The organism is Acidovorax sp. NPDC077693 (genome assembly GCF_044542805.1).
Classification (GTDB): domain Bacteria; phylum Pseudomonadota; class Gammaproteobacteria; order Burkholderiales; family Burkholderiaceae_C; genus Acidovorax.
Genome location: NZ_JBITVD010000005.1, coordinates 37750 through 53598, shown reverse-complemented (window position 1 = coordinate 53598; position 15849 = coordinate 37750). Strand labels below are relative to the sequence as shown.

General features: G+C 67.9%; 14 protein-coding genes and 1 pseudogene. 12 read left to right on the top strand and 3 right to left on the bottom strand.

Annotated features, from left to right (window positions below; translation table 11 throughout):
- Positions 1-10 precede the first annotated feature (10 nt).
- A complete protein-coding gene (locus tag ACIGHN_RS07980; RefSeq protein WP_396503955.1) occupies positions 11-1492 on the bottom strand; it encodes an aldehyde dehydrogenase family protein in 1482 nt (493 codons plus the stop codon).
- 230 nt (positions 1493-1722) lie between these two features.
- On the opposite strand from ACIGHN_RS07980, the gene ACIGHN_RS07975 reads away from it, so the two are divergent.
- The 8 genes and pseudogenes from ACIGHN_RS07975 (at position 1723) to ACIGHN_RS07940 (ending at position 9583) form a co-directional block, all read left to right on the top strand.
- Positions 1723-2619, top strand: coding sequence for a GNAT family N-acetyltransferase (locus ACIGHN_RS07975; RefSeq protein ID WP_396503954.1), 897 nt, complete (start codon positions 1723-1725; stop codon positions 2617-2619).
- 71 nt (positions 2620-2690) lie between these two features.
- Complete coding sequence (locus tag ACIGHN_RS07970) at positions 2691-3644, top strand: 2-hydroxyacid dehydrogenase (protein WP_396503953.1); 954 nt, start codon at positions 2691-2693, stop codon at positions 3642-3644.
- 215 nt (positions 3645-3859) lie between these two features.
- Complete coding sequence (locus tag ACIGHN_RS07965; protein WP_396503952.1) at positions 3860-5263, top strand: aminotransferase class III-fold pyridoxal phosphate-dependent enzyme; 1404 nt, start codon at positions 3860-3862, stop codon at positions 5261-5263.
- Between the two features lie 58 nt (positions 5264-5321).
- Positions 5322-5816: an Lrp/AsnC family transcriptional regulator gene (locus ACIGHN_RS07960; protein WP_056419236.1), complete on the top strand. Its 495-nt coding sequence runs from the start codon at positions 5322-5324 to the stop codon at positions 5814-5816.
- Between the two features lie 26 nt (positions 5817-5842).
- Positions 5843-6196: pseudogene (locus ACIGHN_RS07955) on the top strand ((2Fe-2S)-binding protein); the annotation flags it as partial.
- Positions 6197-6312: 116 nt separating this feature from the next.
- Positions 6313-7761 (top strand): FAD-dependent oxidoreductase, encoded by a 1449-nt coding sequence (locus ACIGHN_RS07950; RefSeq protein ID WP_396503951.1) that lies wholly within the window; start codon positions 6313-6315, stop codon positions 7759-7761.
- Complete coding sequence (locus tag ACIGHN_RS07945; RefSeq protein ID WP_396503950.1) at positions 7758-8924, top strand: NAD(P)/FAD-dependent oxidoreductase; 1167 nt, start codon at positions 7758-7760, stop codon at positions 8922-8924. The genes ACIGHN_RS07950 and ACIGHN_RS07945 overlap by 4 nt, the downstream gene beginning before the upstream one ends.
- 305 nt (positions 8925-9229) lie before the next feature.
- Positions 9230-9583, top strand: coding sequence for a cupin domain-containing protein (locus ACIGHN_RS07940; RefSeq protein ID WP_056419067.1), 354 nt, complete (start codon positions 9230-9232; stop codon positions 9581-9583).
- Positions 9584-9876: 293 nt separating this feature from the next.
- Here the strand turns inward: ACIGHN_RS07940 and ACIGHN_RS07935 are convergent, their stop codons facing one another.
- A complete protein-coding gene (locus tag ACIGHN_RS07935) occupies positions 9877-11052 on the bottom strand; it encodes a PA0069 family radical SAM protein (RefSeq protein WP_056419070.1) in 1176 nt (391 codons plus the stop codon).
- Between the two features lie 101 nt (positions 11053-11153).
- Positions 11154-12053: a LysR family transcriptional regulator gene (locus tag ACIGHN_RS07930; protein WP_200912445.1), complete on the bottom strand. Its 900-nt coding sequence runs from the start codon at positions 12051-12053 to the stop codon at positions 11154-11156.
- A gap of 66 nt (positions 12054-12119) precedes the next feature.
- Between ACIGHN_RS07930 and mdlC the strand changes: the two genes are divergently transcribed.
- The 4 genes from mdlC to ACIGHN_RS07910 all read left to right on the top strand — a co-directional run bounded on the left by mdlC (position 12120) and on the right by ACIGHN_RS07910 (position 15848).
- Entirely contained in the window at positions 12120-13715 is a 1596-nt protein-coding gene (mdlC, locus tag ACIGHN_RS07925) for a benzoylformate decarboxylase (protein ID WP_156370816.1), read from the top strand.
- A gap of 90 nt (positions 13716-13805) precedes the next feature.
- Positions 13806-14804, top strand: coding sequence for a tripartite tricarboxylate transporter substrate binding protein (locus ACIGHN_RS07920; RefSeq protein ID WP_056419078.1), 999 nt, complete (start codon positions 13806-13808; stop codon positions 14802-14804).
- A 106-nt stretch (positions 14805-14910) separates the two neighbouring features.
- Positions 14911-15324, top strand: a complete 414-nt coding sequence (gene rnk, locus ACIGHN_RS07915) for a nucleoside diphosphate kinase regulator (RefSeq protein WP_056419082.1) — start codon at positions 14911-14913, stop codon at positions 15322-15324.
- A gap of 95 nt (positions 15325-15419) precedes the next feature.
- Positions 15420-15848 (top strand): hypothetical protein, encoded by a 429-nt coding sequence (locus tag ACIGHN_RS07910; protein ID WP_396503949.1) that lies wholly within the window; start codon positions 15420-15422, stop codon positions 15846-15848.
- Position 15849: the final 1 nt, after the last annotated feature.

The window sequence follows — 15849 nt, the reverse complement described above, 5'->3', positions numbered from 1 at the left end:
CGAACTGCCGCTACAGAGCCGCAGAAAAATCTATCAACACGCTCTTGAAACGCAGGTTGGCTTCCACCGCCTGGCGCCCCAGGTCCTTGCCGATGCCCGATTGGTGGTAACCGCCGGTCGGAATGACGAAATCTGCGCTGCGCCCGTACCGGTTGACCCAGACGGTGCCGGCAGAAATACCGCGCATTGCGCGCAGGGCGCGACCGAGGTCTGCCGTATGAACCCCCGCCGCCAAGCCGTACTGACCGTGTCCGGCGAGCGCCAGTCCCTCCGCTTCGTCATCGAAGGTCTGCACCGTGAGCACCGGGCCGAAGATCTCCTCCCGTACCGCGGGGTTATCTGCTGCCACGCCTTCAATGATGGTCGGCTGAAAATACGCTCCGCCCGGGCCGTCGTCAAAAAGCCCCCCTCCACACCGCATCTGCCCGCCCGCGTCGCGTGAACGCTCCACGATGTCGAGGATGCGTGCCGCCTGTGGCGACGAGATGATGGGCGGCAGCGTGGCGTCGGCATCCCAGGTGGCGCCGGGCCGCAGCGCGGCAAACCGCGCTGCGATGCGCTCCACCAGCGCTTCGCCGATGCCGCGCTGCACGATGAGCCGCGAGCCCGCCACGCAGACCTGGCCCGCATTGCCCGCGATGGCGCCGGCAATGATGCTGGCCAGCCGGTCAAGGTCTGGCGCATCGTTGAACACGAGTTGCGGACTTTTGCCGCCCAGCTCCAGGGTCACGGGCTTCGGGCCCTGCAGGGCGCAGGTGGCCATGATCGCCGCGCCCGTGCGGGTCGAGCCGGTGAAGGTCATCTTGGCGATCAACGGATGGCGCGTCAGCGCATCCCCCGTGACACGCCCGTCGCCCTGCACCACATTGAACAGCCCGGGCGGCACGCCCGCCTCGACCGCCAGTTGCGCGAGCCGCACCGCAGAAAATGGCGTCAACTCCGACGGCTTGAGCACCACCGCATTGCCTGCTGCCAGCGCCGCCCCCACCTTCCAGGACACCATCACCAGCGGAAAATTCCACGGTGTGATCGCACCCACCACGCCGTAGGGCTCGGCCACCACCATGCCCAGATGATCATGCCGTGTCGCGGCCACCTCGCCACCCAGTTTGTCAGCATATTCTGCGAAGAACCGCAGCCCCTCTGCCGTGAAGGGCACGTCCCACGACAGGGCATCGCGCAGAGGGCGGGTAGAGCACACGGCTTCCATTGTTGCCAGCAATGGCGCATCGGCCTCCACCAGGTCGGCCCACCGCCGCAGCACGCGGGCACGGTCCCGAGGGGCACGGCGAGCCCAGTCCGAATGGCGCCAGGCCCGCGAAGCACTTGAGACCGCGGCATCCACCGTGCCCGTATCTGCCACGGGCAGTTCGGCGTGGGTCTGACCGTCGGAGGGACGCAGTACTGTCCGGCGGGGAGCGTCGGAAACAAGCCGGCCATCGATGAAATGGCCGAAGGGAACAGCGACGGCATGGGGGTCGAAAACAGGCATGGTCGGGAACGCGGGGGATGACCCCGCAACGGTGGACGGTTGCCTGATGCTAGGCAGTAAGCCCCAGCATTTGTGCCCGTAAGAGTGGAATATGCCGCAGCGAATTGCAAAACCCTGGTGCTACACAGATGATGCTTGCAAGTTGCGCGCAGACCTCGATTCAAGCTGGTAGACAAAGGCGATGTCGTCCAAGATGGGCGCCAATTTCCATTGACACGAGGTTGATTTTCATGTCTTCGACGCACCCCACTACCCTGCCTCCCGGCACTTTCACTGCCGACGACGGCGTTGTGCTGCGCGCCATGACACCGGAAGATCTGCCAGCAGCGCATGCCCTGTCGGCCGAACTGCGCTGGCCCCATCGCGCCTCTGACTGGGAGCAGACGTTCGCGCACGCAGAGGGCATGGTGGCAGTGCGCGACGGGCACATCGTCGCCACGGCCCTGCGCTGGCTGTGGGGCGATGGCCACGCCACCATTGGCCTGGTCATCGTGTCCCCCGCCTACCAGGGCCGCCGCATCGGCCACCGCCTCATGAGCGCGCTGCTGCAGGACCTGGAAGGCCGTACCGTGCTGCTGCATGCCACCGCCGAGGGGCGAGGTCTGTATGAAAGGCTGGGCTTTGTGCGCACCGGAGAAGTCCGCCAGCACCAGGGCATGGCTTTGCCGACGCCGCTGATCGCGCTGGCACGGGGCTGCCGCCTGCGCCCCGCGGGGCTCAACGAGTCGCAGGCGCTGCACCGACTGGACGCCCAGGCGCGCGGCATGCCGCGCCCCGCCTTGATCGACGACCTGCTCAAGCAGTCCGAAGCCTGCGTGGTGCTCGACTGCGAGGGCGAACAGCTGGGCTTTGCCATGCTGCGCCGATTCGGCCGCGGCCATGCCATCGGCCCGGTGATCGCACCCGATGTAGAGGGCGCCAAGGCGCTGATCGCCCATCTGGCAGGCATGAATGCCGGCCGCTTCACGCGCATCGACGTGGACTTCGACAGCGGCATGACCGAATGGCTGGAGAGCATCGGCCTGCTGCGGGTGGATGCGCCCACCACCATGGTGCGTGGCGAGCCCCTGCAGCACCCAGCTGGTGCCTCCAGGCTCTACGCCCTGGTCACACAGGCTGTGGGCTAGCAAGTTGCGCCGACCGAGGCTGCCGCTTGCCGACCCGGCCACGCCACACACCGCAGTACCGGATAGCGCCCATGAATGGCCCCGCCGCCCCCTCCCTGGCCACCTTCGTCTACAAGGCAGACCCCGTCCGCGGGCAGCAGTGGGCGGAAGTTTTCCGCGAGCATGCGCCGGACATCGAATTTCGCATCTGGCCCGACATCGGCGCCCCTGCCAACGTGCGCTTTCTGGCGGCGTGGGAGCCTCCCGATCGCATCGGCGAACGGTTCCCTCAGCTGGAGGTACTGTTTTCTTCCGGCGCCGGGGTGGACCAATTCGACCTGCAGGCCCTGCCCGCCCATCTGCCCGTGGTCCGCATGGTGGAGCCCGGCATCGTCCAAGGGATGGTCGAGTACGTGACCCGCGCCGTGCTCGACCTGCACCGCGACATGCCCCAATACCGGCGCCAGCAGCAGCAGGGTGTGTGGCGCCCGCTGCCGGTACGCCCCGCCAACCAGCGCCGTGTCGGCGTGCTGGGCCTGGGCTCGCTGGGCCAGGCGGTTCTGCGGCAACTGCAGGGCCTGGGGTTCGCCTGTGCGGGGTGGAGCCGTTCCCGCCACACGCTGGCAGGCGTGGATTGCTTTGCCGGCCCGGGTGGTCTGAGCCAATGTCTCGCGCACCTCGACATCCTGGTGTGCCTGCTGCCGCTGACGGACGCCACGCGAGGACTTCTGAACGCCGATCTCTTCCGCCAGATGCCCAGAGGTGCGTCTTTGGTGCACGCGGGCCGCGGACCGCAACTGGCCACGGACGATCTGCTCGCGGCGCTGGACAGCGGCCAGCTGGCCGAGGCGGTGCTGGACGTGACCGACCCCGAGCCCCTGCCTGGCGCCCATGCACTGTGGCGCCATCCACAAGTCCAGGTGACGCCCCATATCGCCAGCATGACCCAGGCCCACAGCGCGGCGCTCGCCACCATCGACAACGTGCGCCGATTCCAGGCCGGCCAACCCATGACTGGGCGGGTGGACCGAAGCCGCGGCTACTGAGGCGGCCCGTCCGCAATGGCCCGCCTGCGGCCTGCCCGGCGCACCACAGCAGAACGATGTGCCGTCCAACCCCAAACAACCGCAGCCTGCCGCACACAAACGCACCAAAGCAGCACAACCTTGTCAAGAGTGCCGTGTAACCTTGGCGTCATGAGCGGTCGATGGAAAGGCCTCTTGCCACCACCCTTTGTGCCTCGCTTTCACGGATAGCCGCCATGACCCACGCCGAAGCCCTGCCCCACATCGCCGCCCTGGATGCCATTGACCGCGCCCACCTGATCCACCCGGTAGCTGCATGGCGCACCCACGAGCACAGGGGCCCCACCATCCTGTCCTCCGCGCAGGGCGTCTGGCTGACCGATGCCAAGGGCCATCGCCTGCTGGACGCCTTTGCCGGCCTGTGGTGCGTGAATGTCGGCTACGGGCAGGAGAGCGTGGTGCAAGCGGCCGCCGACCAGATGCGCAAGCTGCCTTACGCCACGGGCTACTTTCACTTCAGCAGCGAGCCAGCCATCCGGCTGGCAGAAAAGCTGGTGCAGATCACACCAGCGCCATTGCAGCATGTCTACTTCACCCTCGGCGGGTCCGATTCCATTGACGCGGCGGTGCGTTTCATCGTCCAGTACTGCAACGCCATCGGCAAACCCGACAAGAAGCATTTCATCACGCTGGAGCGCGGCTACCACGGCTCGTCGTCCACCGGCGCGGGCCTGACGGCGCTGCCGGTGTTCCACCGGGGGTTCGACCTGCCGCTGGCCACGCAGCACTACATCCCTTCGCCCCACCCTTACCGCGCGCCGGACCCGCAAGACGGGGCAGCCATCATTGCCGCATCGGTGGCTGCGCTGCGCGCCAAGGTGGCCGAGCTGGGAGCCGACCGGGTCGCGGCCTTCTTCTGCGAACCCGTCCAGGGCTCCGGCGGGGTCATCGTGCCGCCCAAAGGCTGGCTCAAGGCCATGTGCGATACCGCGCACGAACTGGGCATCCTCTTCGTGGTCGATGAGGTCATCACCGGGTTCGGCCGCACCGGCCCGATGTTCGCGTGCGACGCCGAGGGTGCGGAGCCCGACCTCATGACCGTTGCCAAAGGCCTGACGTCCGGCTACGTACCCATGGGCGCCACCCTCATGTCGGATACGGTCTATGCCGCTATTGCCGATGCGGCCCCCGCTGGCGCCGCTATCGGCCATGGCGCCACCTACTCGGCCCACCCCGTCAGCGCCGCCGTGGCGCTGGAGGTGCTGCGGCTCTACGAAGAAGGCGGCATTCTGGTCAATGGCCGGCGCATGGCCGGCACCTTCGCCCACGGGCTCGACGCATTGCTGGACCACCCACTGGTCGGGGACTCACGCCATCTCGGCCTGCTGGGAGCCCTTGAGCTGGTGAGCGACAAACGCACCAAGACCGGCTTCGCGCCAGCATTGGGGCTGCCAGACCGCATCGCCGCCGCCAGCTACCGCCAAGGCGTTGTCTTCAGGGCTTTTGGCGACAACATCCTGGGGTTTGCGCCAGCGCTCACTTACACACGGGATGACTTCGCACTCCTTTTCGAGCGGGTGCGCGCCACATTGGACGAGGTGCTGGCCGCGCCCGACGTGCGCGCCGCCCTCAAAGATTGACCTCAACCGCCCGCCGCCGAGCAAAATCGACGCACTCTCTCCTCGCTTGCATACCATGATGAACGAAGCTTTCAAGATCGACCGCCTGGATTTGCGCATTCTGGCGCAGCTTCAAAAAAACGGCCGCATGACCAATGTGGACCTGGCAGATGCCGTGGGCCTCTCGCCCAGCCCTTGCCTCATCCGCGTCAAGCGCCTGGAGCAGGCGGGGTATATCGCAGGCTATGGCGCACATCTGCGGCTGGAAAAGCTGGGCGATACGCTCACCGTGTTCACCGAAATCACGCTGGCCGACCACCGCCGCGAAGATTTCACGCGGTTTGAAACGACCTTGCGCGAAGTGGACGAAGTCCTCGAATGCCATCTGGTCAGCGGCGGCTACGACTACCTGCTGCGCTTTGTCACCCGCGGGGTGAACCACTACCAGGAAATCATCGAAGACCTGCTGGAGCGCAACCTCGGTATCGCCAAGTACTTCAGCTACATCGTCATCAAGTCGCCGTTTATCAAGACGCACTGCCCCATCGAGCGGCTCTTCCCCAATCAGCGCTGACGCCCCACACCCGCCCGATGGCCCGCATGCACGCCCCAGCCTCCATGCCACCAGCGCGCTTTGTGCGGCTGGCTGAAACCCACCGCTCGACCATCCCGCTCACTGTTGACGGCGCACCCTGCTGGGCCTTGGAAGGCGACACGCTGCTGGTGGCATTGCTGTGCCAAGGGCGCAGGGTGCGCGACAGCGAGTTTGGCGACGGGCCCCGCGCCGGCTTTTGCCTGATGGGAGCCTGCCAGGACTGCTGGGTGTGGACGCCAGCAGGCGAGCGGCTGCGTGCATGCTCTACTCCGGTGCAGGCTGGCATGGTGGTGCTGACCCGCCCTCCAGCGCAATACTGGCCGGTCACACCCGACCTGCGGGAGTCTCTGGCACGGCACACTCGGGCAATTACCGGGACAGTCGCCGATGACGCCGCAGATGGCGCCGCCGCTGCGGCCGCATTGGGCGTTGATGGCGCGGCCGCCACGCCCGAAGAACCTGCCAGAGGTTCTGCATGAGCACGCTGGCTGCGCGCACGCCTGGGCGGCCTGCCCCCTCCCCTGACTCGGCACCAGATGCAGCGCCGCGCATCGTTATCGTCGGTGCAGGCCCCGCAGGCGTGCGCGCAGCCCAGGCGGTGGTGAGTGCGGGGCTGCGACCCACGGTGGTGGACGAAGGCCAGCGCGATGGCGGCCAGATCTACCGCCGCCAGCCCGAAGGATTCCAACGCCCCTACGCCAAGCTGTATGGCGCCGAGGCATCCAAGGCGGGGTCCCTGCACAAAGACTTTGCCGCCCTGCGCGCGCATATCGACTACCGCCCCGACACCCTGGCCTGGAACGTGACCGCCGGCGAGTTGCACGTGGTGCGCGCGGGCGAGCCCGACACCTTGCCCTACGACGCCCTGCTGCTGTGCCCAGGCGCCACCGACCGGCTCATGCCGGTGCCCGGTTGGCAACACGCGGGCTGCTACAGCCTCGGCGGTGCGCAGATCGCGCTGAAGGCACAAGCCTGTGCCATCGGTTCGCAGGTGGTCTTTCTGGGCAGCGGCCCGCTGCTGTACCTGGTGGCTTCTCAGTATGTGCAGGCCGGCGCGCGCGTGGCAGCGGTGCTTGACACCGCGCCGACCATCAAGTCATGGAAAGCGCTGTCTGGCATGCTCGCCCGGCCCCTGTTGGCCCTCCGGGGCCTGGGCCTCATCCGCAGCTTGCGCGCTGCCGGGGTACCGGTGGTGCAGGGCGTGACCCCTTTGAACATCGAGGGCGACAGCGTGCAGGGCGTGCATGCGGTGACCGTGCGCACTGACCAGGGCCTGGAGCGCCGCTTCGAATGCGATGCCGTCGGCCTGGGCTGGCATCTGCGCGCCGAGACACAATTGGCCGACCTGGCACGGTGCGATTCCTACTTCGAGCCCATCACACGGCAGTGGCTGCCCCGCATCGATGCCGACGGACGCAGCAGCACGCGGGGCGTGTACCTGGCGGGCGACGGCACACGCATCCTGGGTGCAGACGGTGCCGAAGCCGCAGGCCGGCTTGCGGCACTGGCTGCGCTGGCAGACCTGCACCATGCGGCGGGTAAGGCCGCGCACCTCCAGCAGGCGCCTGCACTGCGCGGCCAGCTGGCACGCCTGGACCGCTTTAGACAGGGCCTGGCGCACGCCTTTCCATGGCCCCACGCACAGGCCGCAGCACTGCCCGACACAGCCGTGGTGTGCCGCTGTGAATCCGTCACGGTGGGTGAATTGCGGCGCTGCGTGACCGAACTGGACAGCCAGGAACTCAACCGCGCCAAGGCCTTCAGCCGCGTGGGCATGGGCCGTTGCCAGGGGCGGTTCTGCGGGCATGCAGCCGCAGAGATCGTGGCGCAGGCCTGCGGCATTCCGGTGGAGCAGGTGGGCCGTATGCGCTCGCAAGCCCCGGTCAAGCCCCTGATGATGAACACGCGCGAGGTGCAGGCATGACCGCGCCCCCCACCACGACCCGCGGGGCCGACGTGCTGGTGCTGGGTGGGGGCCTGATGGGCGCCACCACTGCTTTCTTCCTGCGCCAGCACGGCCTGTCGGTGACGCTGTTGGAGCGTGAACTGGTAGGCCGGCAGGCCAGCGGCACCAACTTTGGCAATGTGCGCCGCCAGGGGCGCGAGCTGCACCAGATGCCGCTGGCCAACCGCGCCCGCGCCGTGTGGGGCCGCATCCGCGAACTTCTGGGCGAGGACGCCGAATTCGTGCCCTACGGCCACCTGCGGGTGTGCTACACCGAAAAGCAGGCCGCCGCACTGGAAAAGCACGCGCACGATGCAAAGCCGCTGGGGCTGGATCTGGAGCTGTACACCGCGGCGCAATTGCATCGGCGCTGGGGCATCTTTGCGCCAGGGATCGTGGCGGGCTCGTACTCCCCGCAAGATGGCCACGCCAACCCCCGCATTGCCGGACCGGCGTTTGCCCGGGCGGCGAAGCGCGCAGGGGCGCAGATCATCGAGCACGCCGAAGTCCTGCAGGTGGAGCACGATGGTCGCGGCTTCACAGCCCACACGGCCGACGGCAGGCGCTTTCATGCACCGCAGATGCTGGTTGCCTGTGGGGCCTGGTCCCACCATATGGCCGAGCAGTTTGGCGAACGTGTGCCGCTGGAGGCCCGGGGCCCCCAGATGGGCGTGACCGAGCCGCTGCCGTATGCCCTCGGGCCGTCCATCGGGCTGTCGTCACCCGTGGAGCATGAGGGGCTGTACTTTCGCCAGATCGCGCGCGGCAACATTGTCTTCGGCGGTGGACTCAAGGGCCCGGCGCACGCCGACCACGTGCGCGCCTACGTCCAGCCTGACAACGTGCTGCGCCAGATGCGCGAGCTGCGACGTTTCGTGCCGGCCTTCGGCAACGTGCAGCTGATCCGCGTGTGGAGCGGCATCGAGGGGTACACCCCGGACTGGCAGCCCGTGATGGGCCAGAGCGCCAAGGTGCCGGGGCTGCACTATGCGTTCGGCTTCAACGGGGAAGGCTTCGCCATCAGCCCCGGAGTGGGTGAGACCATGGCCGAGCTGATGGCCACCAGCAGGACCAGCATCCCGCTGGAGCGCTACGCGATCGGAAGGTTTGCCACGCACAACCGCCTGTCCACAGAGTCTTGAGCCAGGCGCCCCGCCAGTGCCACGAGCGCTACCCGCGCTACCCGCGCTACCCGCGCCACCCGCACTACCAGCGCCCCCGGCCGTCCCTGGCAGATCAACCATGCAGGCCCACACGGATTCCCCCACCACCCCACAAATCCAGACCACTACCGACAGCGTCGATGCACAGCAGCCAGCCGCCCGGTTGTTGATGCCGACCGAGCTTTCATGGGATGGCACCCGCTGATGCAGCTGCACAGGCATCCCAGTCACTGCCCCTGCGCCCCTTGTCACCAGCCTCTACCCCTCAAACCAAAGGTCTTCCCATGACACGCCATCTCGTCACCTTCAACTTGCACGACCTGGGCGAGCCCCGTGAGTACCGCCCGCCGGCTGACCGCGTGATCGACGGGGACATCGTCGTGCGCAACTGGGATGTGGACAGCGCCAAGGAAGGCACCGTGCGCGCCGGTGTGTTCGAGTCCACGCCCGGCACCAACCGCTCCATCAAGGGCGAGACCTGGGAGTTCTGCTACATCCTCTCCGGCGAGGCAGAAATCACCGAAGATGGCTACGCACCGATCACGTTCCGGGCAGGGGACTGTTTCATCATGAAGCCGGGCTACACCGGGACGTGGCGCACCGTGCAAACCGTCCGCAAGGTGTGGGTGGTTGCGTAGCCAGCCCAACGCAGTGCGGGCGCTGCCCTGAGGTCTTGGCGCCCACAGGGGACAGGGACAGGGACAGGGACACGGGACACGGGACACGGGACACGGGACACGGGAACGGGGCGCGGCGCGCGGCACACGGGGCGCGGGCAGCCGTGCAACACAACGCGGGCCCTGTAGCACTGCATCGTGCCATCGGCACATTTTTTCGCCACCCCCTTGGCGGTTCGAGCCGGGCAGAGGGCGAACCGCATCCACCCGCACCGCAAACTCGGCCCGCATCCCGTGGCCGTGCATGCGCAGCCTCAGAACAGACTGCCCTGCCCCCGCGCCAGTCCAGGCCTGAACTGCGACAGGTCCAGCTCGACCCGTGCGCGGTTGAGCCCCAGCCGCCGGCACGCGCCCGCAAAACGCTGGCGCAACAAATCCGCCCAGAGCCCGCTGCCCTTCATGCGGGTCGCAAAGTTGCTGTCGTAGCTCTTGCCCGCACTGCGCTGGGTGGGGTCGATGCTGTGCAGGTCCTGCACACGCGCCATCACCCGCGCCGCGCGCTGCGGGTAATGCACTTCCAGCCACTCCCGAAAGACGGCGTCAAGCTCCCAGGGCAGGCGCAGCACTGTGTAGAACGCGCTCTGTGCGCCGGCATCGCGCGCTGCTTCCAGCACCTGCTCCATGTCCTCGGTGATGAACGGGATCTGCGGGGCCACGCTCACGCCCACCGGGATGCCGGCCTCGGCCAGCGTGCGCAGGGTGCGCAGGCGTCGGTGGGGCGCGGCAGCGCGGGGCTCCATGCGGCGGGCCAGCACGGGGTCCAGCGTGGTGATGGTCACGTACACGGCCGTGAGCTGCTGCGCGGCCAGCGGCGCGAGCAGGTCCAGGTCACGCTCCACACCACTCGACTTGGTGATCAGCGAGAACGGGTGGCGCGCATCCCGCATGACTTCGATCAGGCTGCGGGTGAGCTTGAGCTCGCGCTCCACGGGCTGGTAGCAGTCGGTGGCCGAGCCGATGTTGAGCAGGCGCGGCACATAGCGCGGCTGCGCCAGCTCGTGGCGCAGCACCTCGGCAATGTTCTGCTTGGCCACGATCTGGGTCTCGAAATCGAGGCCGGGCGAAAAGTTGAGGTAGCTGTGCGTGGGCCGCGCGTAGCAGTAGATGCAGCCATGCTCGCAGCCCCGGTAGGGGTTCACCGACAACTCGAAAAATATGTCGGGCGAGTCGTTGGCGCAGATGGCGCTGCGCGCGGTCTCCAGGTGCACGGTGGTGGAGGGTGCCGATGCGCCGCCCTCCCCGTCGTCTCCCCACCCTTCGCCGCTCTCGCCGATAGGCCCCCAGCCATCGTCCGCCACCTCCCGCACATCGCGCGTGAACCGGTGCGGCATGGCGGTGGCGGCACCCCGGCCGCGAATGGCCTGGATGGGGACGCGCACCTCCACCGGTCCCTCGGGCAGGTCGGGGTCGAAGTCGGGTTTCAGCGTCATAACTGTACAAATATACAGTTATTCGAAGCACCCTGCACGCAGTGATGTGCCCAGGCACTCAAGGCCCGCAAAACCACCGGCCACCGGATCGCCCTGCCAACCTATTCCCTGAAGAGGGTCTCGATCTGTCCGCGCAGCCACTGGTTGCCAGGGTCGCTTTCGAACCGGCGGCTCCAATGCAGCGACACGGTGAAGTCGCGCAGAGGAAAGGGCGGCTCGATGAGGGCGTAGCCCCCGTCGGCAGCAAAGGTGCGCGCGATGTTGCGCGGCATGACCACCGCAAGGTCGGTCGCCCGCACGATGGCAGGCAGCACCATGAAGTGCTCGGTGGTCAGCCGCAGCCGGTCTTGCAGCTGCAGCATCTCCAGGATGCGCAGCGTGTCCGAATGCGTGCGCACGCCCACGAACTCCAGTTGCCGCAAATCCTTGAGCAAGGCCGGCCCGCTGCGCCTGCGTGCCGCAAAGGGGTGGCCCGCGCGCAGCAGCACCACGTAGCGATCCTTGATGAGCTGCACGCGCTGCGTGTCCTTCACCGTGGGCAAGAAGCCAAACGCAAAGTCGATGCGGCCGCTGTCCAGCCGCTGCGCGATCTCGCTGCGTGGCACGGGCAGCGTCTCCAGCCGCACACCGGGAGCCTCCCGCCGCAGCGCCACCATCAGGTCCGGCAGAAAGCGGCCTTCGCCGATGTCGCTCATGTGGATGCGGAACACCTTGCGCGATTCGTGGGGGTTGAACAGCGCGGACTCGTTGAGGGCTTCCTCCAGCAGGCCGAGCGCGCTGCGCACCGCATCGGCCAGCCGGTCGGCCTTGGGCGTGGGCTCCACGCCGCCGCCTGCGCGCACGAACAGCGGGTCCTTGATCAGCAGGCGCAGGCGCGTCAGCGCCTGGCTGGCCGCAGGCTGCGTCAGGTCCAGCAGCTCGGCAGCGCGGCTGACGTTGCGCGTGCGGTAGACGGCATCGAACAGGCGCAGCAGGTTGAGGTCGATGTCCTTGATATGCATTGGATGAATACCGCTTAGTCACTTCATTGTATTGATGGATGAACAATGCACGCAGAAGATCGGGGGATGCCTTCAGAAAACTTGCTCCCCACCGTGCGCGAGGCCGTGCTCGACCTGCTGCGCGGCCTTCGCATCGACACCATCTTCGGCAACCCGGGCTCGACCGAGCTGCCTCTGTTCCTCGACTTCCCTGCGGACTTCCGCTACATCCTGGGCCTGCAGGAATCGGTGGTGGTGGGCATGGCCGACGGTTATGCCCAGGCCACGCACAACGCAGCCTTCGTGAACCTGCACTCCGCCGCTGGCGTGGGCCACGCCATGGGCAACATCTTCACGGCGCACAAGAACCGCACGCCCATGGTCATCACAGCCGGGCAGCAGGCGCGGTCCATCCTGCCGTTCGACCCGTTCCTGTTTTCGGGCCAGGCCACCGAGCTGCCCAAGCCCTATGTGAAGTGGAGCATCGAGCCCGCCCGTGCCGAAGACGTGCCCTTGGCCATCGCGCGGGCCTACTACATCGCGATGCAGCAGCCGCGCGGGCCGGTGCTGGTGTCCATTCCTGCGGACGACTGGGACAAGCCCTGCGAGCCGCTGCAGGCGCGCACCGTGAGCACCGAGACGCGCCCCGAGCCGCGCGTGCTGCAGGCCATCGGCGACGCACTCGACGCCGCGCAGCGCCCGGTCTTCGTGGTCGGCGCCGCCGTGGACCGCGACCGCGCCTGGGACGATGTGCTGGCCCTGGCCGAGCGGCACAACGCCGCCGTGTGGATCGCACCCATGTCCGGCCGCTGCGGCTTTCCGCAAGACCACCGCCTGTTTACAGGCGTGCTGCCCGCCATGCGCGAGAAGATCGTGGCGCTGCTGGGCGGACACGACCTGGTGTTTGCGCTCGGTGCTGCGGCCTTCACGTACCACGTGGAAGGTTTTGGACCCCACGTGCCGCCGGGCGCGCAACTGGTGCAGCTCATCGACGACCCGGGCACCGCCGCCTGGACGCCCGAGGGCACCTCGGCCGTGGGCAGCGTGCGCCTGGGCGTGCAGGACCTGCTGGCACGGCCCGCCCCCGCAGCGCGTGCCCTGCCCCCGCACCGCGCAGCCCGCCCGCGTTCCGAGCCGTCGGCACCGGGCGCGCTGATGAGCGTGCCCTACGTGATGCAGACCCTGGCCGAGGTGCGCCATGCAGCCTCCATCGTCGTGGAAGAGGCGCCCAGCTCCCGCGCCGCCATGCATGCCCACCTGCCCATCCTGCAGAGCGAAACCTTCTACACCATGTGCAGCGGCGGCCTGGGCTACGGCCTGCCAGCCGCGGTTGGCGTGGCGCTGGCAAAGCCCGACCGCAAGGTCATCGGGCTCATCGGCGACGGCTCGGCGATGTACTCCATCCAGGCGCTGTGGAGCGCGGCGCAACTCAAACTCCCCATCACCTTCATCATCCTGAAGAACCGGCGCTATGCAGCGCTGCAGGAATTCGCACCCACCTTCGGCTTCCACGAAAACGACAAGCTCGAAGGCACCGACCTGCCCGACCTGGACTTCCTCGCGTTGGCACGGGGACAGGGCTGCGACGCCGTGCGCGTGAGCGATGCGGCCCAGTTGGCGCATGCGCTGCGGCAAGCCCTGTCCCATCCCCGCCCGATCCTCGTGGAGGTGGACGTGGCCTGACGACACCCACCCCGGCACGGCATAAACCGTGCGGCTTTCTGGATACCTCGCACAAGACCCGGAACACCTGGGCACCCACCGGAGACAAACATGCATTCCTTTCCCCTTCGCACCACCCGCCGGCTGCTGGGCACGCTGGCACTGGCCGGCACCGCAGCGGGCCTGCTGCTGCCCGCCACGGCACTGGCCGAGACCTGGCCGGCAAAGCCGATCAAGGTCATCGTGAACTTCCCGGCGGGCGGCGCCGCGGACCAGATCGCCCGCGCGGTGACGGTGCCGCTGCAGGCGGCCCTCGGCCAGCCCGTCGTGGTCGAGAACCGCGGCGGCGCTGGCGGCAACATCGGCGGCGAGGCCGTGGCCAAGTCGCCGGCAGACGGCTATACGCTGCTCATGAGCTCGGGCGGCATGGTGTCGGTCAACCCGCACCTGTACCCCAAGATGCCGTTCGACCCGACCAAGGACCTGGTGCCCGTGGCCGCCGCCGCGCGGGTGCTGGTGTTCCTCGAGGTTCGGCCCACACTGCCGGTGAACAACATCGAGGAGTTCATGAAGTACATCAAGGCCAATCCGGGCAAGCTGAGCTTCGGCACGCCGGGCAACGGCAGCTCGCCGCACCTGGCCGCCGAGATGCTCAAGGCCCAGGCCAACGTGTTCGCGGTGCACGTGCCGTACCGCGGCGCCGCCCCCGCCATGCAGGACCTGCTGGGCGGGCAGGTGGACTTCATGTTCGACCCGGGCATCGGACTGCAGCATGTGAAGGCGGGCAAGCTCAAGCTGCTGGCCGTGGGCAGCTCCCGGCGTTCACCGCTGTTCCCCGATGTGCCGACGCTGGAAGAGGTGGGCCTCAAGGGCTTCGATGCCGACACGTGGTTCGGCTTCTACGCCCCTGCAGGCACACCGCCCGACGTGGTGAGTCGGCTGAACCGCGAGATCAACAAGGTGCTGGCCACGCCGGCGGTGAAGGAGCGCATCCACGCGCTGGGCGGAGTGCCCGCGCCCATGTCGCCGGCCGACTTCAATGCCCGCGCCGCCATCGACAGCACGCGCTTTGGTGCGCTGATCAAGGCGCGCAACATCACGGGCGATTGACGGTGTGCGCTGCGTTGCGCGCGGTCGCTGAATGTCCGCGCGCGGCAGTGCGAGATTGCGGATGGTCTACAGTCCCGCGCTTTGCCACAACCCCAGAGGTACCGCCATGGCGCGCAAGCCCCAGATCATCCTGTCGTCGCTCGACGTTGACCGCATCGAGGCCTTGCTGGCCGTGATTCCGGCCAGCGTCTTTCCGGGCAAGGCCGAGCTGCAGGCAGAGCTTGACCGGGCGGACGTGGTGGCGCCCGAAGACATGCCGCCGAACGTGGTGACCATGAACTCCACCGTGCAGTTCTCCATCCTGGAGACAGGCAAGGAGTTCTGCCTGACGCTGGTCTACCCGCGCGATACCGATGGCAGCGCCGACCGGCTGTCGATCTTCGCCCCCGTGGGCAGTGCCTTGCTGGGCCTGTCGGTGGGCGACGAACTGGCCTGGCCGGGCCCCGGCGGCAAGTCCATGACGGTGCGGGTGAAGGACCTGCTGTACCAGCCCGAAAGCGCTGGCGAACTGCACCGCTGAGGCACCGCGGCTGCGCGGATGGTGCCCCGCCCCCGGGCGCCGGCGCCACACCCGGCTTGGCGCTTGCCGTGCGAGCAGTGACAATGGCACCCGCCATGACCACGCCGCCCCAGCAGCCCCGGCCGCCCGCGCCGCCACCTACACGGCCCACGCCGCGCCCTCCGGACACGCCCCCGTCCATCGACGCGTTCGATCCGGACTCGACCCTCGCATTCCAGCGCCGCATTGAGCGCGCGCCCGAGTGGTTCTGCTCGTTCCTGGCCGGCAACAGCCGCGAGAAGAGCCGTCTAAAACGCGAGATGGCGACGATGCGGGGATCGGTGGTGTGGCTGGTGCAGCAGCGCCGCCAGGGCAACTGGACGGCCGACGAGCGCACGCACCTGCGCGACGTGATGCGCTCGGCCTCGTCCGTGAGCCCCTATCTTTTCATCTGGGTCATTCCCGGATCGATGCTGATCCTGCCCTTCATGGCCTGGTTTCTGGACCGGCAACGCAAGCGCCGGGAACGCCTGCCGCCCGCCTGAG

Bases quoted from the DNA above. Each gene is read 5' to 3' on its own strand.
- ACIGHN_RS07930 (WP_200912445.1), bottom strand. From the start codon at position 12,053: ATGCATATCAAGGACATCGACCTCAACCTGCTGCGCCTGTTCGATGCC.
- ACIGHN_RS07975 (WP_396503954.1), top strand. From the start codon at position 1,723: ATGTCTTCGACGCACCCCACTACCCTGCCTCCCGGCACTTTCACTGCC.
- rnk (WP_056419082.1), top strand. From the start codon at position 14,911: ATGGCGCGCAAGCCCCAGATCATCCTGTCGTCGCTCGACGTTGACCGC.
- ACIGHN_RS07950 (WP_396503951.1), top strand. From the start codon at position 6,313: ATGAGCACGCTGGCTGCGCGCACGCCTGGGCGGCCTGCCCCCTCCCCT.
- ACIGHN_RS07910 (WP_396503949.1), top strand. From the start codon at position 15,420: ATGACCACGCCGCCCCAGCAGCCCCGGCCGCCCGCGCCGCCACCTACA.
- ACIGHN_RS07945 (WP_396503950.1), top strand. From the start codon at position 7,758: ATGACCGCGCCCCCCACCACGACCCGCGGGGCCGACGTGCTGGTGCTG.
- ACIGHN_RS07920 (WP_056419078.1), top strand. From the start codon at position 13,806: ATGCATTCCTTTCCCCTTCGCACCACCCGCCGGCTGCTGGGCACGCTG.
- ACIGHN_RS07970 (WP_396503953.1), top strand. From the start codon at position 2,691: ATGAATGGCCCCGCCGCCCCCTCCCTGGCCACCTTCGTCTACAAGGCA.
- ACIGHN_RS07960 (WP_056419236.1), top strand. From the start codon at position 5,322: ATGAACGAAGCTTTCAAGATCGACCGCCTGGATTTGCGCATTCTGGCG.
- ACIGHN_RS07980 (WP_396503955.1), bottom strand. From the start codon at position 1,492: ATGCCTGTTTTCGACCCCCATGCCGTCGCTGTTCCCTTCGGCCATTTC.
- ACIGHN_RS07940 (WP_056419067.1), top strand. From the start codon at position 9,230: ATGACACGCCATCTCGTCACCTTCAACTTGCACGACCTGGGCGAGCCC.
- ACIGHN_RS07965 (WP_396503952.1), top strand. From the start codon at position 3,860: ATGACCCACGCCGAAGCCCTGCCCCACATCGCCGCCCTGGATGCCATT.
- ACIGHN_RS07935 (WP_056419070.1), bottom strand. From the start codon at position 11,052: ATGACGCTGAAACCCGACTTCGACCCCGACCTGCCCGAGGGACCGGTG.
- mdlC (WP_156370816.1), top strand. From the start codon at position 12,120: ATGCCTTCAGAAAACTTGCTCCCCACCGTGCGCGAGGCCGTGCTCGAC.